A 21,188-nucleotide genomic window follows, 5' to 3' on the forward strand; every position below is an offset into this window, starting at 1 on the left:
GGCGGGGGCCTGAGCCCCCGCCGCGGCTTCGTGGAGTCCTTCTTTCCTGCCGCCGCCCTTTTGGCGGTATGCTGGGGCCAGCCGGATGAAACCAGGGCCGTTCAACGCCATTACCGACGTGCCGGGGGTCAAGGTGGGGCACTACACCGACGCCCTTCACCTCACCGGGGCCACCGTGGTCTTGGTCGAGGGCGGCGCGGTGGCCGGGGTCGACGTGCGCGGCAGCGCGCCGGGGACCCGCGAGACCGACCTGCTCCACCCCGCCAACCTCGTCGAGCAGGTGCAGGCCGTGGTGCTCTCGGGGGGCAGCGCCTACGGCCTCGAGACCGTGGGCGGGGTGCTGCGCTACCTCGAGGAGCGCGGCCTGGGCTACCCCGTCGGCGAGCACGCGGTGGTGCCCATCGTGCCCGCGGCGGTGCTCTTCGACCTCGGCGTGGGCAGCCACACGGTGCGGCCGGGGCTCGAGCAGGGCTACCAGGCGGCGGCGCAGGCCCACGACGGCCCGGTGGAGCAGGGCAACGTGGGGGCGGGCACCGGGGCCAAGACCGGGGGGCTCAAGGGCGGCTTAGGCACGGCGAGCGTGGTGCTGGAGGACGGGCTGCGGGTGGGGGCCGTCGTGGGGGCCAACGCCCACGGGCGGGCCTGGGACCCCGCCAGCGGCGAGCTCTACGGGCGCTGGCTCGAGCTCGGGGGCGAGTTCGGCCTCAAGCACCCCCCGCGCCCGCTCCTGAGCCCCCCGGACTACTCCGGCATGTTCGGCAGCCCCCTCCAGGTCTCCAACACCGTGATCGGGGTGGTGGCCACCAACGCCCGCCTCACCAAGGCCCAGGCCCAGAAGGTGGCGATGATGGCCCACGACGGCATCGCCCGCGCCGTCACCCCCGCCCACACCATGTTCGACGGCGACGTGATCTTCGCGCTGGGCACGGGCGAGCTCGAGGTCCGGACCCCCGCCGAGCTGAGCCGCCTGGGCGCCGTCGCCGCCGACGTCTTCGCCCGGGCGCTGATCCACGGCGTGCTGCACGCGCGCTCGGTGGAGGGGCTGCTTTGCTACCGGGAGGTCTATGACGCCTGAGGACCTCGCCGCCCTCGCCCGCCGCGCCGCCGAAGCGGTGGACGCCGAAGAGGTGGTGCGGCTGGCCCAGAAGCTCGTGCAGATCGAGAGCTACTACCCCGGCCCCGGCGAGCAGCCGGTGGTGGACTACCTCGAGCCCTACCTGCGCGAACGCGGCTTCAAGACGCACGTCCAGCCCGTCGCCCCGGGCCGCCCCAACCTCATCGCCGACCTGGGCTCAGGGCCCGGGGGCCTGATCCTCGAGGGCCACACCGACGTGGTGACCCACGGGCGGCTGGAGGACTGGCAGGTGCCGCCCTACGCCGGGCTCATCCAAGACGGCCGGCTCTACGGGCGCGGCTCCTGCGACATGAAAGGCGGGCTGGCGGCCGCCGTCGTCGCGGCGGCGACGCTCGAGCGGGTGCTGGGCGAGCCCCCGCGCACCCTGCGGCTGTGCATCCCCTGTGACGAGGAGGGCCTGATGGGGGGCATCAAGGCCTTCGTGAGGGCGGGCTACGCCGAGGGCTTCGCCGGGGCCGTCATCTGCGAGCCGGAGGAGCTCGAGGTCTGCCTGGTGCAGAAGGGGGCCATGCGGGTGTGGGCGAGTTTCGAGGGCCGCATGGCCCACGGGGCCATGCCCTACGCCGGGGTCAACCCGCTGCCCGCCGCCGCGTGGTTCGTGGGCCGCATGGCCGAGGTGCAGTCATGGTTGCAGCGCACTCCCGATCACCCCCACCTGGGCAAGGGCTGGGTCACCCCCACGGTGCTCGAGGCCAGCGCGGGCGAGGGGCAGTTCAACGTGATGCCGGGCCACGCCCGCGTGGGGCTCGACGTTCGCACCAACCCCGACCACGACCACGCCGCCATCCGCCGGCGGCTGGAGGCCGAGTGCGAGGAGTGCATGCGGAATTTCCCGGGGGTGCGGGCGGGGCTCGAGGTCTTCGAGGACCGCCCCGCCACCCACACCGACCCCGCCCAGCCGGTGGTGCGGGCCACCGAGCAGGCCCTCTCTTTACTGGGCCTGCCGGTGTGTTATGGTGGAGTTCCGGGCGCGACCGATGGGACGTATCTCTGGGCCTGGGCCAAGCTCCCCATCGTCACCATCGGGCCGGGTGGGCGGAGAACGCCCCACCAGGCCAACGAGTTCGTAGAGATAGACGATCTCGTCGCCGCGGCGCGACTATACACCGCGATTTCCGTTCTGATGCTCTACAGGGACTGAATCGCGGACGGTAGGTCCGCCGCGGCGACGGTCTTTTGGGGCATCTTGAGAACCTCACATTGAAGGAGGGTAAAGATGACGAAACGTTGGTTTTGGGCACTGTTCCTGCTCCTGGGCCTGGTCTTCGCGCAGAACCGGGGGGGCACGCTCACGGTGGCGCTGCAGACCGAGCCCACGGTCTTCGACCCCAGCCAGGCCGCCGGGGCCGACATCGCCCGCATGGTCTACGACAACGTGCTGCAGGGGCTGGTCAAGCGCAACGCCAAGGGCGAGATCGTGCCCGCCCTCGCCGAGCGCTGGAAGGTCTCGGCCAGCAGCCTGACCTACACCTTCACCCTGCGCAAGGGCGTGAAGTTCCACGACGGCACGCCCTTCGACGCCGCCGACGTGGTGGCGAAGTTCAACCGCGCCAAGGACCCCGACACCAAGCGCAGCGGCCACATCCGCCCCGAGATCTACCGCGACATCGCCTCGGTGACGGCCCCCGACGCCTCGACGGTGACCTTCACCCTCAAGCAGCCCAACCAGGACTTCCTCTTCGTGCTCTCGCTGCCCGAGAGCACCATCGGGCCGCGCGAGCGCAAGCTCGAGGACCAGAAGGTCAAGCCCGTCGGCACCGGGCCCTTCCGCTTCGTGGCCTGGGAGCGCGGGGTGGGGGTGCGGCTCGAGCGCAACGAGGCTTATTACATCCCCAACCTGCCCTACCTCGACCGGGTCAACTTCCGCTTCCTCGGCGACGGCGAGGCCCAGCTCGCGGCCCTGCGCGCGGGCGACATCGACGTCATCGCCTACTCCATGCTGCCCGAGAACGCCCAGATCCTCGCGCGCGACGCCCGCTTCAAGGTCTTCAGCGGCAGCGGCACCGCCGAGGCCGTGGCCTCGATGAACAACTCCCGCGCCCCCTTCAACGACGTGCGGGTGCGCCGGGCCATGCAGTACGCGGTCAACAAGGACGAGCTGATCCAGAGCGCCATGCTGGGCTACGGCACCAAGATCGGCTCGATGCGCTCGCCGGGCGAAGCCTGCTACGAGGACCTCTCGGGCTTCTACGCCTACGACCCCAACCGCGCGCGCCAATTGCTGGCCGAGGCCGGCTTCAACGCCCAGAACCCCCTGCGCTTCACCTTCACCCTGGCCGCCGAGTTCCCCTACGAGCGCCGCATCGGCGAGGCCCTGGCCGCGCAGCTCAACCGGCTGGGCGTGGTGCAGGTCAACATCCAGGTCGTCGACTTCGGCACCTGGATCCAGCGGGCCTTCGTCGCCGCCGACTACCAGATGACCATCATCGGCCACGTCGAGGCCAACGACATCGGGCGCTACGCCAACCCGGGCTACTACTGGCGCTACAACAGCCCGCAGGTGCAGCAGCTCTACACCACCTACCTGCGCTCCAACGACCCCAAGAAGTCGTGCGACGCGCTCAAGGCCATGCAGCGCAAGCTGGCCGAGGACGCGGTGAGCATCTGGACGATGAGCCTGCCCGCGCTGGGCGCCTACCGCGCCAACGTGATGAACTGGCCCGGCGCCTCGCTGAGCCCCGGCATCCTGCTGGCCGAGGTGTACCTGGCCAGGTAGCCGGTAGCTGATGGTCAATAGCCGGTAGCCAGTAGCTTTTCGCTATCAGCTATAATACCAGATTCGGTTAGTTCGTCACCGAACGGTGACGAACTAACCCGACCGAAGGGAGTGCTCTAGGATTCAAAAAGATAGCCTCCAGGGTTCTGGGTTGGATGATTATCTTTTTGAATCCGGTATAAGCTATCGGCAGCGCTGTTATGTGGTCCTACCTCGCGCGCCGTTTCGCCGTCGCCCTGGCCACGCTGTGGCTGGCCTCGAGCCTGGTCTTCCTGGCCCTGCTCGTCATCCCCGGCGACCCGGCCTCCATCATCCTGGGCTTCGGCGCCGACCCCGAGCGCATCGCGGCGCTGCAGGCCCGGCTGGGGCTGGACAAGCCGCCGCTCGAGCGCTACCTGCTGTGGTACGCCGGGGCCTTGCAGGGCGACTTGGGCGAGTCGATCCGCTACAGCTCGCCGGTGCGCACCGAGATCGCCCGCGGCCTGAGCGTGACGCTGCCGGTGGTGGTGTTCTCGCTGCTGCTGGCGACCCTCATCAGCGTGCCGCTGGGCGTGCTGGCGGCGCGGCGGGCGGGGAGCTGGCTCGACGTGGGCATCTCCACCGCGGCCCTGCTGGGCATCGTGCTCCCCTCCTTCTGGGTAGGCCTGATGTTCATCTACCTCTTCATCGTGCGGCTCGACCTGCCCCTGCCCACCAGCTTCCCCATCGACGGCTGGCGCGACCCCCAGCGGGCGCTGCTGGCCCTGGTGCTGCCCATCCTCACCGTCACCCTCTCCCGCTCGGCGCTGCTGGTGCGCATGGTGCGGGGGAGCGTGCTCGAGGTGCTCTCGCAGGACTACGTCCGCACCGCCCGCGCCAAGGGGCTCGCCGAGCGCAAGGTGCTCTACAAGCACGCCCTCAAGAACGCGGCCTTGCCGGTGGTGACGGTGCTGGGGCTGGAGTTCTCCCAGCTCCTCATCGCCGCGGTGATCGTGGAGACGGTGTTCGGGCTGCCGGGGCTGGGCTCGCTCTCGCTCACGGCCATCAACGCCCGCGACTTCCCGCTGGTGCAGGGCATCGTGGTGGTGCTGGCGGCCTTCATCGTGCTGGTGAACCTGATCGTGGACCTGCTCTACGCCTACCTCGACCCCCGGGTGAGCTATGCCTGAAGCGAACGCCCCTCTGCCTGCCCGCCGGGGCCTCTGGCACCGCCTGCCCCTGGCGGTCAAGCTCGGCGGGGCCGTCATCGTGCTGGTGCTGCTGGGCATGGTCGCGGGCTGGCTCAACCCCACTGACCCCGACGCCACCGGCCCCGACCGCCTCGCCCCCCCCTCGGCCCAGCACCCCCTGGGCACCGACCTGCTGGGCCGCGACCTGCTCGCCCGGGTGCTGGCCGGGGCCGAGAACGCCCTCTACGTGGGCGTGATCGCGGTGGGCATCGGCCTGTCGCTGGGGGTGCTGCTGGGGATGCTGGCGGGCTACTTCGGTGGCTGGCTCGACTCCCTCCTCACCTTCCTCCTCGACAGCCTCTACGCCTTCCCAGCGCTGCTGCTCGCGCTGCTCTTCGCGGCGGTGTTCAACCCCGGCGCCACCAGCTCGATGGCCGCCATCGGCATCGCGGCGGTGCCGGCCTTCGCGCGGCTGGCCCGGGCCGGGGTGCTGGCGGTCAAGGCCCAGCCCTACGTGGAGGCGGCTCGAGCCCTGGGCGTGGGCTCGGCCCGCATCATCGCCCGCCACGTGCTGCCCAACATCCTGGGCCCCCTGGTCGTGCAGGCCAGCCTGGCCTTCGCCGCCTCCATCCTCGCCGAAGCCGGCCTTTCCTACCTGGGCCTGGGCACCCAGCCCCCCACCGCGAGCTGGGGCCGCATGCTCCGCGAGGCCCAGAGCTACCAGGAACTCTCCGTCTTCCCGGTCCTGTGGCCCGGCCTGGCCATCGCCTTCACCGTCCTCGGCTTCAACCTCCTCGGCGACGGCCTGCGCGACTGGCTCGACCCCAGGCGGCAGAACCGCTAGAGGGGGCCCGTGGGGGACCTGGGGAGCCGTCAGCTATCAGCCGTCAGCCGTCAGCCATAAGCAAAAGGCTCGAGGCCCGCGGCCTGTGGCTAGTGGTGAAAGGGACCCCACCCCAACCCTCCCCGCCTGCGGGGAGGGGGTATCCCCCCTGCCCCCCTTGCTAAGGGGGGTGAAGAAGGGGTGTTTGGCGTTGGGCGTTCGGCTATCGGCTATCGGCTATCGACCATCGACCATCGACCATCACCGCCCCACACACCCCCTTTAGCGTTAAGCTGGGTCGAACCAAAGGAGGAACTCGATGAATTACGCCGACATGTTTCGCCTCGAGGGGCAGGTCGCACTGGTGGTGGGCGGGGGTTCGGGCATCGGGCAGGCCTCGGCCGAGGCCCTGGCGGCCCACGGGGCGCGGGTGGTCGTGGCCGACGCGCGGCTCGAGGCCGCCCGGCAGACCGCCGAGCGCGTCCAGGCGGCGGGCGGGGAAGCCGAAGCCGTCGAGCTCGACATCCTCGACGGCGCGGCGGTGCGGGCGCGGGTGGAGGAGATCGTGGGGCGCTACGGCCGCCTGGACACCGCCGTGACCACCCCCAGCATCAACGTGCGCAAGCCCTTGCTCGAGTACACCGACGAGGAGTTCGAGCGGGTGGTCATGCTCAACCTCAAGGGCACCTTCCACGTCCTGGCCGAAGCGGGCCGGGCCATGGCCCGGCAAGGCTCGGGCTCGCTGATCGCCTTTTCCTCCATCCGCTCGCTGGTGGTGGAGCCGGGGCAGGGGGTCTACGCCGCGACCAAGGCGGGCACGGTGCAGATGGTGCGGGCCCTGGCCGCCGAGCTGGGCCCCCGCGGCGTGCGCGCCAACGCCATCGGCCCCGGCGTGATCGACACCCCCCTCACCGCCCCCATCAAGAACCAGCCCGAGTGGTACGCCGCCTACGGCGCCAAGAGCGTCTTCGGCCGCTGGGGCAAACCCGAGGAGGTCGCCGGCGCAGTGGTTTTCCTGGCCTCGAGGGCCTCCTCCTACGTCACCGGCACCATCCTCTTCGTAGACGGCGGCTGGACCGCGGTGGACGGGCGCTTCAACCCGCCGCTGTGAAGACGGGTTTCGGGGAGCCTGGGGCTAGTAGTTCGTGGCTCGTGGCTACCTCACCCCGGCCTTCCCCGCCGGCGTCGAGGGTCGAGGGCCAAGGCGTATTGCGTCTTGCGTCTGGCGTACGACGTAGGACGTACGACGTACGCCCCGCACCCGGCGTTGGGCGTTTAGCTATCGGCTATCAGCTATCGACTATCGACACGACCCTACTCATACCAGATTCGGTCAGTTCGTTCCCGAATGGGGACGAACTGACCCGACCGAAGGGAGTGCTCTAGGATTCAAAAAGATAGCCTCTGAAGGTCTTTAGTTTGGGTGATTATCTTTTTGAATCCGGTATCACCACCTCCTGCGCCGCTGCGGCAGGAGCAACAGGATCACCCCGATCACCACGCACATGTCGGCCAGGTTGAAGATGGGGAAGTCGCGGATGACGCCGACGTTGGTGGTCATGTCGATGTAGTCCACCACCGAGCCGCGGCCGATGCGGTCGATGGCGTTGCCCCAGGCCCCCGCCACGATCATGGAGAGGGCGACCATCTGCACGGCCGGTAGCCGGGGGTTGCGGTAGAGGTAGTACAGAATCCCGAAGCCCACGACCACGTTGATGTAGGCGAGCCACGGGGCCCCGCCCGTGAACAGCCCGAAGGCCGCGCCGGTGTTGTAGACCAGGGTGAAGTCGAGCAGCCCGGGGATGACGGTCCTGGAACCGGCGGTGAGGCTCTGGATCGCGGCCAGCTTGAACACCTGGTCGAGCGCGAGCAGGAGCGGGACGATGAACAGCGGCATGGCGGGAGTCTATTCGAGCGAACATGAGCTTGCAACTCAGGGGCCGGGCCCGGCGCTTTCCCGGGAGGAATCCCCCAAGGCCCCGCCCAGGCGACCCCGCATGGACTCGAGCCTTCCCCGCACCGGCACGGCCTCGGTGGCCCTGGCCAGGCCGTACGGCGGCATGTTGCCGTAGACGCTCTCGAAAGCCCCGGCCTCCACCCGGTAGGTCTCGTGCCAGATCCCCACTGCCCCGCCCTTGAAGGACTGCCGGAAGAAGCGCCGCCAGGCCTCGGGGTGGAGGCGGGGGTCCTGGCGGGCGAAGCGCTCGAGGTCTTCGGTGCTCCGCCAGTACTGCACGGTCACGATCTCGCGGAAGTTGGGGCTGAAGAAGGGGCCGTTGGCCCCCAGGAAGCCGCTTTCGGGGTACCGGCGTAGGTAGTCCTGCATGGGCCCCATCGCGCTCGCCACCGGCAACCACTCGCGCCAGCGCAGCCAGTTGTTGACCCGCATCCCGATGAGGAAAACCACCATCGGCCCGTCGTGTCGTGCGGTAAAACGCCCGATCTGCACCATGTTCCCACCTCACGCGGGTTTGAACACCATGAAGTACAGGTTGAGCAGCGGCAACACCGTGGCGATGACCCCGAACACGCCCCACCAGTTGGCCAGCCGCCAGTAGGCCGTGGGGATGCTCGCCTGCCGGGCGAAGGCGCGGGCCATGCGGGCCTGGGCGACCTGGATGGGGACGAGCGCCACCAGCCAGATCACGCCCGAGGCCACGAACAGCCCCCGGCCCCAGCCCACCCACGAAGCCCCCTCCCAGCGCCCGGCCATCAGCTCGCCGGTGACGATGATCAGCCCCACCCCCAGCGCGGTGAAGGCGAAATCCGTGACGGTGACCATCCGCTGGGCATAGGCCACGATGGCCGGGTTCTGGGTGCGGTCGGCCAGCACCTTCCACAGCGCGGTCACTAGGATGTTGCCCAGGAAGATCACCGCGCCCAGCACGTGCAGCGACTTGAGCAGGAGGTAGCTATCCACGGCGCACCCCCTCCGCTTCGACGCCCCCTACCCGACCGTTTTGTTCGTTCCCGTTCATACCTACCTCCTTACGCTATTCATATGCTTAACGCTGTTAAGTGAGCGATCCAAAAAAATCAGGGGCTGAGCCCTCGAGCCAGCATCTCCATGAACTGCCCGGCCAGGCGGCGCACGTCGGCGGGGTTGTCCCAGCGCGGCACGACGCCCTTCATGCTCAGCGCCAGCGACACGATGCCGTGCATGCCCGACCAGACGAGGTTGGTGGTCTCGAGGGGGTCGCCCATGCGGATCTTGCCCGCCTTCATGGCCTCGGTCACCGCCTGGAGCAGGATGTGGTAGGAGGTCGAGCCTTCCACCTCGCCCGCGGGCGCGCTGGCCCGCAGCGCCCACTCCGAGCGCTGCATGAACATCATCTGGTAGTGCAGCGGGCGGGAGAGGCCGAACTCGAGGTAGGCCCGGCCCAGCGCCTCGACGCGCTCGAGGGGGTCGGGGGTGCTGCGGTAGGCCTGCTGCAGGGCCTCGGTGAACTCGGCGAAGCCCTGCTGGCACACGGCGAAGAGCAGGTCGTCCTTGTCGGCGAAGTAGAGGTAGATGGCGGTGGGCGAGTACCCGATGGCCTCGGCGACCTGCCGCAGGCTGAAGCCCTCGTAGCCCTGCTCCTCGAAGAGCCGGGTAGCGGCTTCCAGGATGGTGCGGCGCAGCTCCTGCTTCTGCTGCTCGCGCCGCTCGGCGCTGCGCTGGCGGATGCGGGCCTGCCGGGTGGCCGTGGGGTCGCTCACGGCCTCAGCTTACTTTACGGTGTTAAGTTAGTCAATACTGCTAAACGAGCTTCCTGGAACGCAGCCACTCGAGGCTCACCCGCACGCTCTCCAGCGGCCTGGCGCTCTCGTCCTGCTCGACGAGCAGCCAGCGCACCCCGCTCGCCTGCGCGGCCCGCACGGCGGCCTCGACCGGCACCTCGCCCCGCCCGAGCTCGACCGTCCGGCGCCCCTCGAGGTCCTTGAGGTGCACCAGGGGCAGGCGGCCCGTGTACTTGCGCACGTAGGCGGCCGGGTCCTGGCCCCCGGCGTGGGCCCAGGCGACGTCGAGCTCGGCCTCGAGGCTGGGCGCGGCGGCGAAGAGGGCGTCGAAGGCGGGCCGTCCCCCCACCTTCTCCTCGAACTCGAACTCGTGGTTGTGGTAGACCAGCCGGAGCCCCGCCGCCCGGCAGGCCTTGCCCAGCCGCTCGAGCCGCCCGAACAGCTCGCGCCACTTCGCCTCGCTGCCGCGCAGCCCCGCGTCGAGCCAGGGGCACACCAGGTAGGGCGTGCCCAGGGCGCGGGCCAGCGCGACCTGGCCGTCGAGGCCCTGCTCGAGCTGCTCCAGCGGGACGTGCAGCCCGGCCACCTCGAGGCCCAGCCCGTCCAGGAAGCGCCTGAGCTCGCCGGGGTTGAGCCCGCCGTAGACCCCGGCGAACTCCACCCCCTTGTAGCCCATCGCCGCGACCTGCTCGAGGGTCTCCTTGAAGCGGTCGCCCAGCAGGTCGCGCAGGGTGTAGAGCTGGAGCCCGACCCTGGGGCGCGGGGTGTTCTGGGCCCGGCCCAGGCCCTTCGCGGCCAGCGCCGTCGCGGCCACGCCCTGCAGGAATCGCCGTCGGTTCATCGGCTTCATGCCCCTCAGTCATACCGGCCCGCCGCATGAGATGCTAGATGACCCGGCGGTTCCAGTTGGCGAGCAGCAGGCTCGAGGCCAGCAGCGCCCCGGCCAGCAGGCACAACAGCGCCGTGACCTCGCTGCGCTGGGGCTTCCACACCGTCTGGCGCTGCAGCTCGCGGTAGACCTCGAGCAGCCGCTCGGCGGAGCCCACGGCGAAGTACCGCCCCCCGGTGACGTCGGCGATGCCCCGCAACTCGGCCTCGTCGAACCCGGCGAAGGGCACGTTGGGGTCGGAGCTGTTCACCGACCCCACCCCGATGGTGTGGACCACGACGCCCAGCTTGGCGGCCTCCCGCGCGGCCTCCTCGGGCTCGATCCCGGTGCGGTTCTGCCCGTCGGAGAGCAGGATCACCGTGGCCGAGCCCAGCACCTTGCCGTCCTCGCCCAGCGGGAAGGCCCGGACGCTCTCCATCAGCCCCTCCCCGATGGCGGTGTTGGGGCGGCGCTCGAGGTAGCCGATCTGCTCGACCACCTCGGCGTGGTTGCCGGTGAGGGGCGCGTTGAGGACGGCGTACCCCGCGAAGCTCACCAGCCCCACCTTGATCCCGTCGGGCAGCCGCTCCACGAAGTCCTTGGCGGCGGCCTTGGCGGCTTCCAGGCGGGTGGGGGCGATGTCCTGCGCCCGCATGGACCCGCTGACGTCGAGGGCGAGCACGATGCCGGCCCCCTCGTCGGGCATGGGGATGACCGCCTGCGGCCGGGCCAGGGCCAGCAGCCCCAGGAGCAGGGCGAGCCCGTAGAGCCCCAGCGGCAGGTAGCGCCTGGGGTTACGGCCGTGCGCCGTGGCCTGCCGCCAGCGCTCGAGGCCCGGCAGCAGCCCGTACCCCTCGCGGGCTTCCCGGCGCACCATCCGCCAGTAGACCCACGCCAGCAGCGGCAGCAACAGCAGGGCCAGCAGGAGGTGCGGAGCCTGGAAGCTCATGAATGCATGGTAGGGCAGCCCCTCGTTTCCAAGTTGGAGCCCCCTCACGCTTGACCAAGTAAAGCGCCCCCCTCGTCAGGGGCCACCCCGACCGAAGGAGCATGAGCGCCCCCCGGGCCTCGAGCCGCCCCCTAAGGGACACCCGGAAGTGCGGCCTCCCGAAATTTACGGGAATAGGAACCTTTCTCCAAGGCCCAGTGAACCGGGCCAGCTTTATCGAGTGGGCATATTAGGGCTCACTGGTGGGTTCTCACCAACGTCCACTGCTCTTCCGAGAAGGTACAGCCGTTGAGCTCGAATATGCGCCGCATAGGATAGTTGCCGTAATCCGTCGCGCCTACGTACTGGGGAGCAAACTGACGGGCTTTATGCATTAAGTACCGGTGCAAACGGGCCCCCCAGCCCTGTCCGCGAAGAGGGGGAATTACGCCGAGCAGTTCTATCCTCGCCACGCCCTCCCTCTGCCGGCCGACCAGACCCGCAGCCAGTAGCTGTCCTGTTGCATCCACGACCTTGTAGCCTTCGACAGCTTGGTAGGTCGTGTAGTGTTGTGTCTTCGCCTCCAATATGCTTCGCACCTGGCCTGAATCAGCCATGTTCGTCACCAGGCTGTAGAACCTAACAAATCGTTCGTCGAGCATTTCTTCGATCGAAAACGGTTGGGTAAACTCGGGTTCTTTAAAGCCGCTCACCCCGGATAAGTCAGCGGCATAGACGAGGACGTGGCTCTCCTCCACCCATCCACTTCGATAGGCCAGCTCGACCAGATTTGGGTCATTGCGCTTAGAGCTCAGGTTGAGGCTCAGCCGGGAGCCTCCTTGCTGCTCAGCCAACCACCCCAAGAGGAAGAGGGCCGCTTCATCCCCCAGGTTTTCCGCTGTGCGCGGTGCTACTACCTTGAGCGGGGTCGTGCCGGACACATGGGAAAGGCTGAAGGCAGCTAGAATGTTATTGTTCCCATTAATCAAGACCCATAGATCCTCAATTCGCGTTTTCCGGACTTCGAGCCTGAGTAGCAGATTGTTTAAGGCAGACTTGGAGTCAGTTTGGCCCCTCAGCGCTACAAATTCTGCCAATTCACTTTGTTCCGGGTTTCTGATCTTCATTGTCATACCAGATTCGGTTAGTTCGGCGCCGGATGGCGGCGAACTAACCCGACCGAAGGGAGGGCTCTAGGATTCAAAAAGATAGCCTCCGGGGCTCTTCGGATCGGATGATGATTTTGAATCCGGTATCAGATCCTGAGATTAAACACTCACCATCTCTGCTTTAGAGATGGTGAGTACAGGTTACTACAAGTTCTTAGGGATGCTCTAAACAATGAGAGTGAAGATCGACCAAATTGCCGCATCCAGTCTTAGTCTGGACCAGACGTTCATCATCCAATTCCCTCATGATTGTATTTAAATCAACGTATCAATTGTTCCGAGTTTGCTTTCCCGCCCATCAGCGCCTCGGCCTTGTCCACCACGTACTCGGCGAAGGGCATGGCGGCGGTGAAGGCCGGGGAGATGGCGTTGAGCACGTGCAGCCCCTCGGCGTTGCCCTCGAGGTTGAAGTCCATCACCAGCTTCTTGGCCCGGTGGTCGTAGAGCTGGGCCCGGATGCCGGGGCGGCCCCAGGTGCGGAAGTTCTCGGGGCGGGTGCCCTCGAGCATCCGGGCGGCCTGGGCCACCAGGTAGCGCTGGGAGTACTTCCGGATCTCCTCGAAGGCCAGCCGCCGGAAGTCGAAGTCGTTGCGCAGGAACAGGATGGCCTCGTCGCGCAGCACGCCCAGCGCCTCCATGAGGTCGAAGCCCTCCAGGCCGTTGTAGTTCTCGCGCCAGAAGGCGGGGATGGCGGTGGGCCCGATCTTGGTCTTGCCGTCCACCGTCACGGTGAAGTGGACGCCCAAAAAGGTGTTGCGCAGGTCGGGGACGGGGTAGATGTGGCGCTTGAGGCTGCCCTTGGGCTCCGAGCCGTAGAGGTAGAGGCCCTTGAAGGGCAGGATGCGGTAGTTGAGCCCGATGCCGAAGTCGTGGGCCACCTCGTCGGCGTGCAGCCCGGCGGCGTTGATCACGTAGCCGGCCTCGAGCTCGCCCTGGGGGGTCCGCACGGCCTTGCCCCGGCGGCCCAGGTAGGGGCTGGAGAGCCGGAACTCGATGCCCTGGGCGCGGGCCTCGGCCACCAGCGCGTTCATGCACTCGACGGGGTTGACGGTGGCGGTGTTGGGCGACCACAGGGCCAGCTCGGTGGTCTTGACCCGGGGCTCGAGCTCCTTGGCCTCCCGCTCGCTGATGAGGTAGGTCTCGACCCCGTTGAGGTCGCCGCGGCGCTTGAGCTCCTTGAGGCCCTCGAGCTCGCCCTCGTGCTTGGTCACCACCAGCTTGCCGCACTCGTTGATGCTCAGGCCCTGCTCCTTCACGAAGGCCTTCCAGCGCTCGTTGCCCAGCCGGGTGAAGCGGGCCTTGAGCGAGTCGGCGGTGTAGTAGAAGCCCGCGTGCAGCACGCCCGAGTTGCGCCCCGAGCCGTGGGCGGCGATGTCGTTTTCCTTTTCCAGCACGGCGATGCTGGCCTTGGGGTTGCGGCGCTTGAGCTCCAGCGCCACGGTGGTGCCCACCACCCCGCCGCCGATGATGAGGAAGTCTACGGTCTTCACGGCCTACTCCTATTCCTAGCCTACGCCAAGGCGGCGTTAGGGGGATCGTTAGGGCAGCGTGAACCCGGGGAACGGGCTGCAGCCGGGCCCCGCACGACGACGGCCCGGCCGGGTTACCACCAGCGTAGGGGGGTCTCGGGGAAGGCGGCGGGAGCCACCTCGTCGCCCTCGTCGTAGGTCTGCTTGCTGCGGTAGTCCTCGCCTTGGGGGTCGCGGTAGACCTCGAGCTGTTTCCCCTTGACGTCCAAGATCCACACCTCGGGCACCTTGTTGCGGGCGTAGACCCGCAGCTTGCGGCCCCGGTCGTAGGCCAACGTCGTGTCGCTGATCTCGACGACCAGGCGCACCTGCTCGGCGTGGGGCACGCCACCCGGGTAGCTATTCCTGTCGATCACGGCGAAGTCCGGCTCGGGCAGGCTGGTTTCCTCGGCAGTGCGTAGGGGCACCTGGCAGAGAATTCGGGCTTTTTCCCGGAGCTTGAGGACGAGTTCTTCGTTGAGCACAGCGAGTTTATCCACGTGATCGTCGCCCATGGGCGGCATCTCGAAGACCTCCCCCTCGAGCAATTCCAGGCGAAGCTCCTGCGGGAAGGCTCCGGCGCGGTGCATTTTCTCGAACTCGGCCACCGTGAAGCGGTGGCGCCGTTCGTCCCCCGAGGGTTGGGGCGGCGTCTTTAGCACGGGCTCAATTGTAGCAAGGGCGGTTAGGATTAGAGGGCATGAACCCGGTCGCATTCATCGAAGCCAAGCGCGACGGCCACGCCCACAGCCGGGAAGAGCTCGAGGCCTTCCTCTCCGCCTACCTGCGCGGCGAAATCCCCGACTACCAGGTCTCGGCCTGGCTGATGGCGGTGTTCTGGCGCGGCATGACTCCCGAGGAGACCACCGCGCTCACCCAGGTCATGGCCGACTCGGGCCACCGCCTCGACCTCTCGGCTTATCCACACCCTGTGGATAAGCACTCCTCCGGCGGGGTGGGCGACAAGACCACCCTGGTGGTCACGCCCATCCTGGCCGCTTGCGGCTGCACGGTGGCCAAGATGTCGGGGCGGGGGCTGGCCCACACCGGGGGCACCATCGACAAGCTCGAGAGCGTCCCCGGCTGGAGCGGCGACCTCAGCGAGGAGCGTTTTCACGAGCTGGCCCGCACGGTGGGGCTGGTGATTGCCGCGCAGTCCAAGGACCTCGCTCCCCTCGACGGCAAGCTCTACGCCCTGCGCGACGTGACCGCCACCGTGGACTCGCTGCCCCTCATCGCCTCCTCGATCATGAGCAAGAAGCTCGCCGCCGGGGCCCGCACCATCGTCCTCGACGTGAAGGTGGGGGCGGGGGCCTTCATGAAGACCCTCGACGACGCCCGCCGGCTGGCCCAGACCATGATCGCCATCGGCAAGGGCGCGGGGCGGCAGGTGCGGGCGGTGCTCTCGAGCATGGAGCGCCCGCTGGGGCACGCGGTGGGCCACGCCGTCGAGGTGCGCGAGGCCATCGCCACGCTGCGCGGGGAGGGCGCCGAGGACCTGCGCGAGTTGGCCCTCGCCCTGGCCGCCGAGGTGCTCGAGGCCGAGGGCAAGGACCCCGCGCGCGCGCGGGAGGCGCTCGAGTCGGGCGCCGCCCTCGCCAAGTTCCGCGAGTTCCTCCAGGCCCAGGGCGGCGACGCGCAGGTGGTGGAGGAGCCCGAGCGGCTCGAGCTCGCCCCCGAGGTCTGGGAGCTCAAGGCCCCGCACGACGGCGCGGTGGCGGCGGTGGACGCGCTCGAGGTGGGCCTGGGCGTGCTGGCCCTGGGCGGCGGGCGCGTGAAGAAGGGCGAGGCCATCGACCTGGGCGTGGGGGCCTGGCTGGCGAAGAAGCCGGGCGACCGGGTGCGGGAGGGGGAGGTGCTGGCCCGGCTGCACCACCGGGGCAAGGGGCTGGAGGAGGCCGCCGAGCGCCTGGGCCGGGCCTACCGCCTGGCCGCCGAAGCCCCCAATCCACCCTTAATCCTCGACGTGCTCCGCGGTTAATCCGGTCAAATTGCCTTGACCCGCCCGCGGCTTTCATGTCATTCTCACCCCCGTGCGCCGCAGACGACCGGCCCGTTACACCCTATGGCTGGCCCGCACCGGCGCGGCCCCGCGCACCTTCTCGCTGCCCGTTTGGATCCCGGCAGCCCTCGTGATCTTCCTGGCCGCCTGGAGCGCCTTCAACCTCTACCTGTGGAACCGCACGGCCGAGATGCGCAGCCTGCAACTGCGCCTGTCGAGCCTCTCCGGCCAGGCCCGCCAGCTCACCCTCCGGCTCGAGGCCGAGAAAACCCGCAACGACGCTCTCAGCCAGGAGGCCCAGGAGGTCATGAAGAGCCTGGAGAGCCTCGAGGCCGAGATCAACCGCCTGCGCGAGCGCGCCGGGATGCCCCGGATCCGCCTCACCCCCGCCCGCAGCAGCCCCAAGGAGCCTAAGGGCGGCGCGGCCCTGGCCCCCGAGCCTGGGAGCCTCTTCCTCCAGGCCCGGCACCAGCTCACCGGCCTGGCGGGCGACTTGGGCGAGCTCGAGAGCCGCCTCGACGCCACCCTGCGCCGCGAGGAGGCCCTGCCCAGGGGCTACCCCCTGCCCGGCCACACCCGCATCACCTCCTACTTCGGCAACCGCCGCAACCCCTTCGGCGGCCGCCGCTACGAGTTCCACGACGGCCTGGACTTCTCCGCCCCCTACGGCACCCCCGTCCACGCCACCGCCCCCGGCGTGGTGATCCAGGCGGGCTGGAACGGCCCCTTCGGGCAGTCCATCACCCTCGACCACGGCTACGGCTACCGCACCCTCTACGGCCACCTCTCGAGGCTGGGCGCGCGGGTGGGGCAGCGGCTCGAGGCGGGCGAGGTGCTGGGCTGGGTGGGCTCGACCGGCCGCTCGACCGGCGCGCACTTGCATTACACGGTGATGCGTTACGGGGTGGCGGTGGACCCACGGGCGTATTTGCCCTAGGGAATCCGTGGCACGGGCTCGGCCCCCTCGAGCGGCGGCACCGGGACAGGCCGGCCGTCGGGGCCTACGGCCACCATCACGAACCCAGCCCGGCAGGCCAGCACGCGCTCCTCTTTGTCCATAGGCTCGACCCACATCTCCACCTCCAGCCGCATCGAGGTGCGCCCGGTGGCCTTCACCCAGGCCGCCAGCTCCACGATTGAGCCCTGGGGGACGGGGTGGCGGAAGTCGAGGGCGTCGGCGTGCACCGTGACCACCTTGCTCCTGGCGTGACGGGTCGCGGCCACGAAGGCCGCCTCGTCCATCCAGGCCATGGCGGTGCCGCCGAAGAGGTTGCCGTAGTGGTTGGAGTCGCCCGGCAGCACCAGGTGCACGGCGCGGGTGACGCCGGCGCGCGGCTGGGGTAGTGCTTGAGCGGGGGATGGCAGGCCCATGCTCCTCCTTCAGAACACGAAGTCCTCATCACGCAGGGGCTCGACCCGGATGGCCTTGACGTAGCCGTTGCCCTTGGTGGAGAAGAAGTCGTGGTTCTTGGTCTGGGTGCGCAAGCCGGCGAGCACCACCGGGTTGACCTGCTCCTCGCCCACGCCGAAGCAGGGCTCCAGGCCCAGGTTCATCAGGGCCTTGTCGGCGTTGTAGCGGGAAAAGCGCGTCACCTGCTCCTCCAGCCCGATGGGGGCGTAGAGCTCGGCGGTGTAGCGCGCCTCGAGCCGGTCGAGCCGCTCGAGGATGCCCAGCGCTTCCTGGCGTGCTTCGCTCTGGGCCCGGTGGCTAAAGCGTTCGAAGACCTGCTGGGCCAGCAGCCCCACGTAGACCCCGTGGATGGACTCGTCGCGGATGATCAGGTTGATGATCTCCCCCGAGTTCACCAGCTTGCCCTGCCCGGCTAAGAACAGCGGGTAGAAGAAGCCCGAGTAGAACAAGTAGGACTCCAGGAACACGCTCGTGCACAGGGCGAGGTAGAGGCTCTTCTGGCCCCAGACGTTGCAGTAGCGCTCGTGCACGAAAGCCAGCTTGTCCTGCAAGAGGCGGTTGTGCCGCACCCAGCCGAAGATCTCCTCGATGCGGGCCGAGGTGCACAGCGTCGAGAAGATGCTGCTGTAGCTCTTGGCGTGCATGTGCTCCATGGCCCCCATGAAGCCCATCACCGCCCTGACCTGGGCACTGCCCACGTGCTGCGAGAGCAGGGGCATGCCCACGCTGCCCTGCTCGGTGTCCAGCAGGGTCAGCCCCGCCAGCACGTGCTCGTAGACCCTCTTCTCCTCGAGCGAGAGGGCCATCCAGGGCAGCTTGTCGTCGGCCAGGGGGATCTCTTCGTCCACCCAGAACTGCCGCACGTTCTGGTCCCAGAACATCTTGGTGTAAGCGTCGTCGGGCTGGTTCCAGTTGACGGCGGAGAAGGTGGGTTGGTCGGTTGGAGGATCGCTATGCACTCGAGTCTCCTTATTAACATTTCGTGGCCTGTGAATACCGGATTCAAAAAGATAGTCATCCAAACCAAAGACCTTCAGAGGCTATCTTTTTGAATCCTAGAGCACACCCCTCCCTGACGGTCGGCGAAGCAAGCGCATCCCTTCCAAGGGGCGGTATCGCCCTCCGCCACGCGGATAACTTCAGTCGGGCTGACCGAATCGGGTATGAAGAGGGCAGGCACAAGGCCATCCCTACAGCGTGGCGTCTAGCGTTCGGCATTAGGACTCAAAGCCCCCGGCCACCGGCTCACACCGCACAGGCCAGGCACTCCTCCACGCCGAGGTTCTTGGTGCGCGTGTAGTAAAGGCTTTTCAGGCCCTTCTTCCAGGCGTAGACGTAAAGCCGCGCCAGCTCGCGGGTGCTGGTCTCGCTGGTGACGTAGAGGACGGTGCTGATGCCCTGGTCCACGTGCTGCTGCATCTCGGCGACGAGGTCGATGAGCTTGTACATGTCCATCGCGTAGGCCGACTTGTAAAACCAAAGCGTCTGGGGCGAGAGGTAGGGCATGGGGTAGTAGGTGGTGGCGTTGCCGTAGGTGCGCGTCTCGATGGGCTCGACGACGGGCATGACCGAGGGGGTGGCGTTTTGGAGGTAGCTGATGCTCTGGGTGGGTGCGACGGCCAGGCGGTAGGAGTGGTACAGGCCGTGCCGCATGACCTCGGCCTTCAGGCGGCTCCAGTCGGCGGGGGTGGGGATGGCGATGCCCTCGAAGAGCTTGCGCACGGTCTGGGTGCGGGGGCGGTAGTCGGTGTGCTCGTAGCGCTCGAAGTAGGCCCCGCTGGCGTAGTCCGACTTCTCGAACTGTGCGAAGGTGCGCCCCTTTTGGCGGGCGATGAGCATGGAGCGCTCGAGGGAGTAGTAGTTCAGCGCCATGAAGAAGGTCCGCACAAAGTCACGGGCTTCCTCCGACTCGTAGGGGATGTGGTTCTTGGCCAGGTAGCCGTGCAGGTTCATGGCCCCCAGCCCCACCGAGTGGAACTCCTCGTTGGCCCGCCGCACCCCCGGCGCGTTGGGGATGTCGGAGAGGTCGCTCACCGCGGTGAGGGCGTCCATGGCGGTGTGCACGCTCTCCCGGAGGTTCTTGCGCTCCATCACCCCGGCGATGTTGAGCGAGCCCAGGTTGCAGCAGATGTCGTAGCCGATGAGGTCGGGCTGGCCGTAGTCACCGATCACCGAGGTGCTTTGGATCTGGAAGATCTCGGTGCAGAGGTTGGACATCTTGATCTGCCCGATGCCCTTCAGCGGGTTGGCCGCGTTGGCGTTGGAGCGGTAGACGATGTAGGGATAGCCCGACTCGAACTGGGTTTGAGCGATGCGCGTGAGCATCTGCCGGGCCTCGAGGGGCCGCTTCTTCACCTCAGGGTGCGCCACGAGCTGCTCGTACGTGCGGTCTAGGTCCATGTCGTCGAGGTGCTGCCCGAAGGCTCTGTAGACCGAGTAGGGCGCGAAGACGAAGAACTCCCGGCCCGCCTGGGCGAGCTCGAAAAACTTGTCCGGCACGATCAGGCCCAGCGAGAGGGTCTGGACGCGGCTCTTCTCGTCGGCGTTGATCTTCTTGGTGTCGAGAAACTCCTCCACGTCCCAGTGGAAGATGTTGAGGTACACCGCCCCCGCGCCCTTGCGCTGGCCCATCTGGTCGGCGTAGTTGAAGGCGTCCTCGAGCAGCTTCATCACCGGGACCACGCCCTTGGCCGCGTGCTCCACCCCCTTGATGGGCTCGCCCCGGCCCCGCAGCTTGGAGAGGTTGAGCGCCACCCCGCCGCCGATCTTGGAGAGTTGCATGGCCGCATTCAGGTTGAAGCCGATGGAATTGAGGCTGTCGTCGAGCTCGAGCAAGAAGCACGAGACCAGCTCGCCGCGCCGGGCCCGGCCCGCGTTGAGGAAGGTGGGGGTGGCGGGCTGGTAGCGCCCCTCCATCATCGCCCGCACGTAGGCGCGGGCCCTCTCCACGTCGCCCTGGGCCAGGTGCAGCGCCACCGCCAGCACCCGGTCCTCGTAGCGCTCGAGGTAGTGCCGCTTGTCGTCGGAGCGCAGCGCGTAGTCCTTGTAGAACTTCGACGCCGCCATGAAGGATTGGAACTCGAAGCCGTAGCCGTAGGCCAACCCGGAGAGCTCGGCGATGGCCCCCTCGCTGTAGCGCTCGAAGAAGTCCTCGTAATAGCCCTCCTCGATCAGGGCGCGCATGCGGGCGATGGGGTGGGGGAAGGCACGCAGCTTGCGGGCTGCTTCGGCCTCGAACTCCCGCAGCGCCTCCCGGTCGCGCTCGAGCTGGAAGAAGCCGTCCTTCTTCTGCAAGACTTCGCTGTTAAGCTCGAGGTAGCGCAAGCGCCCTCACCCCTTCCCAAAAGCGCGCGACGTCCTCCGCGCGTCCTGAAAGCTCGAACTTGTGGATCACCTCGAAGCCATACGCCGCGGCCAATTGGTCGGCGGCTTTGGCGTAGTTGCTTCCCCAGTTGCGGTTGCCGCTGGCCGCCACCGCGCGGATGTGGGCCTGGTTGCGCCGAGCGAAGCGCTCCACCTCGTGCGGCACCTGACCCAGCCCGGTGGTGTAGGTCAGGAGCACGCAGGGCTCGCCGGCTTCCTCCTCACCCGTGCGAATTTGCAGCAGCCTGGGCGCGGGCAGCTTTCGCACGAAGCGCTCGACATTGCCGGTTCTGGAAGCATAGACGATGAGCAAGGGTCACCTCGGAATTGTCGATGGTCGATGGTCGATAGCCATTGGGTCGCGCGTCCTACGCCGAACGCAAAACGCCGATAGCCG

At 68.0% G+C, this 21,188-nt stretch carries 21 protein-coding genes; 8 read left to right on the plus strand and 13 right to left on the minus strand.

Going from position 1 to position 21,188, the window contains the following annotated elements; translation table 11 throughout:
* Nucleotides 1-85 precede the first annotated feature (85 nt).
* The 6 genes from MEICH_RS0105345 to MEICH_RS0105370 all read left to right on the plus strand — a co-directional run bounded on the left by MEICH_RS0105345 (nucleotide 86) and on the right by MEICH_RS0105370 (nucleotide 6,933).
* A complete protein-coding gene (locus MEICH_RS0105345) occupies nucleotides 86-1,075 on the plus strand; it encodes a P1 family peptidase (protein ID WP_027891755.1) in 990 nt (329 codons plus the stop codon).
* Complete coding sequence (locus MEICH_RS0105350) at nucleotides 1,065-2,276, plus strand: M20 family metallopeptidase (RefSeq protein WP_027891756.1); 1,212 nt, start codon at nucleotides 1,065-1,067, stop codon at nucleotides 2,274-2,276. Before MEICH_RS0105345 ends, MEICH_RS0105350 begins: the two co-directional genes overlap by 11 nt.
* A gap of 75 nt (nucleotides 2,277-2,351) precedes the next feature.
* Nucleotides 2,352-3,851, plus strand: coding sequence for an ABC transporter substrate-binding protein (locus tag MEICH_RS0105355; protein WP_027891757.1), 1,500 nt, complete (start codon nucleotides 2,352-2,354; stop codon nucleotides 3,849-3,851).
* Between the two features lie 200 nt (nucleotides 3,852-4,051).
* On the plus strand, nucleotides 4,052-4,999 hold the full coding sequence (locus MEICH_RS0105360) for an ABC transporter permease (RefSeq protein WP_027891758.1): 948 nt from the start codon (nucleotides 4,052-4,054) through the stop codon (nucleotides 4,997-4,999).
* Nucleotides 4,992-5,843: an ABC transporter permease gene (locus tag MEICH_RS0105365; RefSeq protein ID WP_051303931.1), complete on the plus strand. Its 852-nt coding sequence runs from the start codon at nucleotides 4,992-4,994 to the stop codon at nucleotides 5,841-5,843. Before MEICH_RS0105360 ends, MEICH_RS0105365 begins: the two co-directional genes overlap by 8 nt.
* Nucleotides 5,844-6,141: 298 nt before the next feature.
* Nucleotides 6,142-6,933: an SDR family NAD(P)-dependent oxidoreductase gene (locus tag MEICH_RS0105370; RefSeq protein ID WP_027891760.1), complete on the plus strand. Its 792-nt coding sequence runs from the start codon at nucleotides 6,142-6,144 to the stop codon at nucleotides 6,931-6,933.
* Between the two features lie 336 nt (nucleotides 6,934-7,269).
* Here the strand turns inward: MEICH_RS0105370 and lspA are convergent, their stop codons facing one another.
* The 9 genes from lspA to MEICH_RS0105415 form a co-directional block, all read right to left on the minus strand.
* The gene (gene lspA, locus MEICH_RS0105375; protein WP_027891761.1) at nucleotides 7,270-7,719 is read right to left on the minus strand and encodes a signal peptidase II; all 450 of its coding nucleotides are present in this window, start codon (nucleotides 7,717-7,719) and stop codon (nucleotides 7,270-7,272) included.
* A gap of 36 nt (nucleotides 7,720-7,755) precedes the next feature.
* Nucleotides 7,756-8,274, minus strand: coding sequence for a DUF4188 domain-containing protein (locus tag MEICH_RS23740; RefSeq protein WP_051303932.1), 519 nt, complete (start codon nucleotides 8,272-8,274; stop codon nucleotides 7,756-7,758).
* A gap of 9 nt (nucleotides 8,275-8,283) precedes the next feature.
* Nucleotides 8,284-8,742: a DUF2269 family protein gene (locus MEICH_RS0105385; protein ID WP_027891762.1), complete on the minus strand. Its 459-nt coding sequence runs from the start codon at nucleotides 8,740-8,742 to the stop codon at nucleotides 8,284-8,286.
* Between the two features lie 116 nt (nucleotides 8,743-8,858).
* Entirely contained in the window at nucleotides 8,859-9,521 is a 663-nt protein-coding gene (locus MEICH_RS0105390; protein WP_027891763.1) for a TetR/AcrR family transcriptional regulator, read from the minus strand.
* Between the two features lie 40 nt (nucleotides 9,522-9,561).
* Nucleotides 9,562-10,383, minus strand: coding sequence for a sugar phosphate isomerase/epimerase family protein (locus MEICH_RS0105395; protein WP_084542334.1), 822 nt, complete (start codon nucleotides 10,381-10,383; stop codon nucleotides 9,562-9,564).
* A 43-nt stretch (nucleotides 10,384-10,426) separates the two neighbouring features.
* Complete coding sequence (locus tag MEICH_RS0105400) at nucleotides 10,427-11,359, minus strand: vWA domain-containing protein (RefSeq protein ID WP_027891765.1); 933 nt, start codon at nucleotides 11,357-11,359, stop codon at nucleotides 10,427-10,429.
* A gap of 236 nt (nucleotides 11,360-11,595) precedes the next feature.
* Nucleotides 11,596-12,465, minus strand: coding sequence for a GNAT family N-acetyltransferase (locus MEICH_RS0105405; protein WP_157202621.1), 870 nt, complete (start codon nucleotides 12,463-12,465; stop codon nucleotides 11,596-11,598).
* A 302-nt stretch (nucleotides 12,466-12,767) separates the two neighbouring features.
* Entirely contained in the window at nucleotides 12,768-13,997 is a 1,230-nt protein-coding gene (locus tag MEICH_RS0105410; protein WP_027891767.1) for an NAD(P)/FAD-dependent oxidoreductase, read from the minus strand.
* A gap of 113 nt (nucleotides 13,998-14,110) precedes the next feature.
* Nucleotides 14,111-14,677: a Uma2 family endonuclease gene (locus MEICH_RS0105415; protein ID WP_051303934.1), complete on the minus strand. Its 567-nt coding sequence runs from the start codon at nucleotides 14,675-14,677 to the stop codon at nucleotides 14,111-14,113.
* 38 nt (nucleotides 14,678-14,715) lie between these two features.
* Here MEICH_RS0105415 and MEICH_RS0105420 point away from each other — a divergent pair, with 38 nt between their 5' ends.
* Together MEICH_RS0105420 and MEICH_RS0105425 are read left to right on the plus strand one after the other, a co-directional pair.
* Nucleotides 14,716-15,996 carry a thymidine phosphorylase gene (locus tag MEICH_RS0105420; RefSeq protein WP_027891769.1) on the plus strand — a complete coding sequence of 427 codons (1,281 nt, stop codon included), beginning with the start codon at nucleotides 14,716-14,718 and terminating at the stop codon, nucleotides 15,994-15,996.
* A gap of 52 nt (nucleotides 15,997-16,048) precedes the next feature.
* Nucleotides 16,049-16,954 carry a M23 family metallopeptidase gene (locus tag MEICH_RS0105425; RefSeq protein WP_027891770.1) on the plus strand — a complete coding sequence of 302 codons (906 nt, stop codon included), beginning with the start codon at nucleotides 16,049-16,051 and terminating at the stop codon, nucleotides 16,952-16,954.
* Here the strand turns inward: MEICH_RS0105425 and MEICH_RS0105430 are convergent.
* From MEICH_RS0105430 to nrdI, 4 genes are all read right to left on the minus strand, one after another.
* Nucleotides 16,951-17,388 (minus strand): acyl-CoA thioesterase, encoded by a 438-nt coding sequence (locus tag MEICH_RS0105430; protein WP_051303936.1) that lies wholly within the window; start codon nucleotides 17,386-17,388, stop codon nucleotides 16,951-16,953. The genes MEICH_RS0105425 and MEICH_RS0105430 overlap by 4 nt on opposite strands.
* Nucleotides 17,389-17,397: 9 nt before the next feature.
* On the minus strand, nucleotides 17,398-18,387 hold the full coding sequence (gene nrdF, locus MEICH_RS0105435; RefSeq protein WP_027891772.1) for a class 1b ribonucleoside-diphosphate reductase subunit beta: 990 nt from the start codon (nucleotides 18,385-18,387) through the stop codon (nucleotides 17,398-17,400).
* A 286-nt stretch (nucleotides 18,388-18,673) separates the two neighbouring features.
* Complete coding sequence (nrdE, locus tag MEICH_RS0105440) at nucleotides 18,674-20,752, minus strand: class 1b ribonucleoside-diphosphate reductase subunit alpha (protein ID WP_027891773.1); 2,079 nt, start codon at nucleotides 20,750-20,752, stop codon at nucleotides 18,674-18,676.
* Nucleotides 20,733-21,104: a class Ib ribonucleoside-diphosphate reductase assembly flavoprotein NrdI gene (gene nrdI / locus MEICH_RS0105445; protein ID WP_027891774.1), complete on the minus strand. Its 372-nt coding sequence runs from the start codon at nucleotides 21,102-21,104 to the stop codon at nucleotides 20,733-20,735. Before nrdI ends, nrdE begins: the two co-directional genes overlap by 20 nt.
* Nucleotides 21,105-21,188: the final 84 nt, after the last annotated feature.

It is taken from the genome of Calidithermus chliarophilus DSM 9957 (assembly GCF_000430045.1).
Taxonomy (GTDB): domain Bacteria; phylum Deinococcota; class Deinococci; order Deinococcales; family Thermaceae; genus Calidithermus; species Calidithermus chliarophilus.

Coding starts and splice junctions, on each gene's coding strand:
- MEICH_RS0105345 (WP_027891755.1), top strand. CDS start 86: ATGAAACCAGGGCCGTTCAACGCCATTACCGACGTGCCGGGGGTCAAG.
- MEICH_RS0105350 (WP_027891756.1), top strand. CDS start 1,065: ATGACGCCTGAGGACCTCGCCGCCCTCGCCCGCCGCGCCGCCGAAGCG.
- MEICH_RS0105355 (WP_027891757.1), top strand. CDS start 2,352: ATGACGAAACGTTGGTTTTGGGCACTGTTCCTGCTCCTGGGCCTGGTC.
- MEICH_RS0105360 (WP_027891758.1), top strand. CDS start 4,052: ATGTGGTCCTACCTCGCGCGCCGTTTCGCCGTCGCCCTGGCCACGCTG.
- MEICH_RS0105365 (WP_051303931.1), top strand. CDS start 4,992: ATGCCTGAAGCGAACGCCCCTCTGCCTGCCCGCCGGGGCCTCTGGCAC.
- MEICH_RS0105370 (WP_027891760.1), top strand. CDS start 6,142: ATGAATTACGCCGACATGTTTCGCCTCGAGGGGCAGGTCGCACTGGTG.
- lspA (WP_027891761.1), bottom strand. CDS start 7,719: ATGCCGCTGTTCATCGTCCCGCTCCTGCTCGCGCTCGACCAGGTGTTC.
- MEICH_RS23740 (WP_051303932.1), bottom strand. CDS start 8,274: ATGGTGCAGATCGGGCGTTTTACCGCACGACACGACGGGCCGATGGTG.
- MEICH_RS0105395 (WP_084542334.1), bottom strand. CDS start 10,383: ATGAACCGACGGCGATTCCTGCAGGGCGTGGCCGCGACGGCGCTGGCC.
- MEICH_RS0105400 (WP_027891765.1), bottom strand. CDS start 11,359: ATGAGCTTCCAGGCTCCGCACCTCCTGCTGGCCCTGCTGTTGCTGCCG.
- MEICH_RS0105405 (WP_157202621.1), bottom strand. CDS start 12,465: ATGAAGATCAGAAACCCGGAACAAAGTGAATTGGCAGAATTTGTAGCG.
- MEICH_RS0105420 (WP_027891769.1), top strand. CDS start 14,716: ATGAACCCGGTCGCATTCATCGAAGCCAAGCGCGACGGCCACGCCCAC.
- MEICH_RS0105430 (WP_051303936.1), bottom strand. CDS start 17,388: ATGGGCCTGCCATCCCCCGCTCAAGCACTACCCCAGCCGCGCGCCGGC.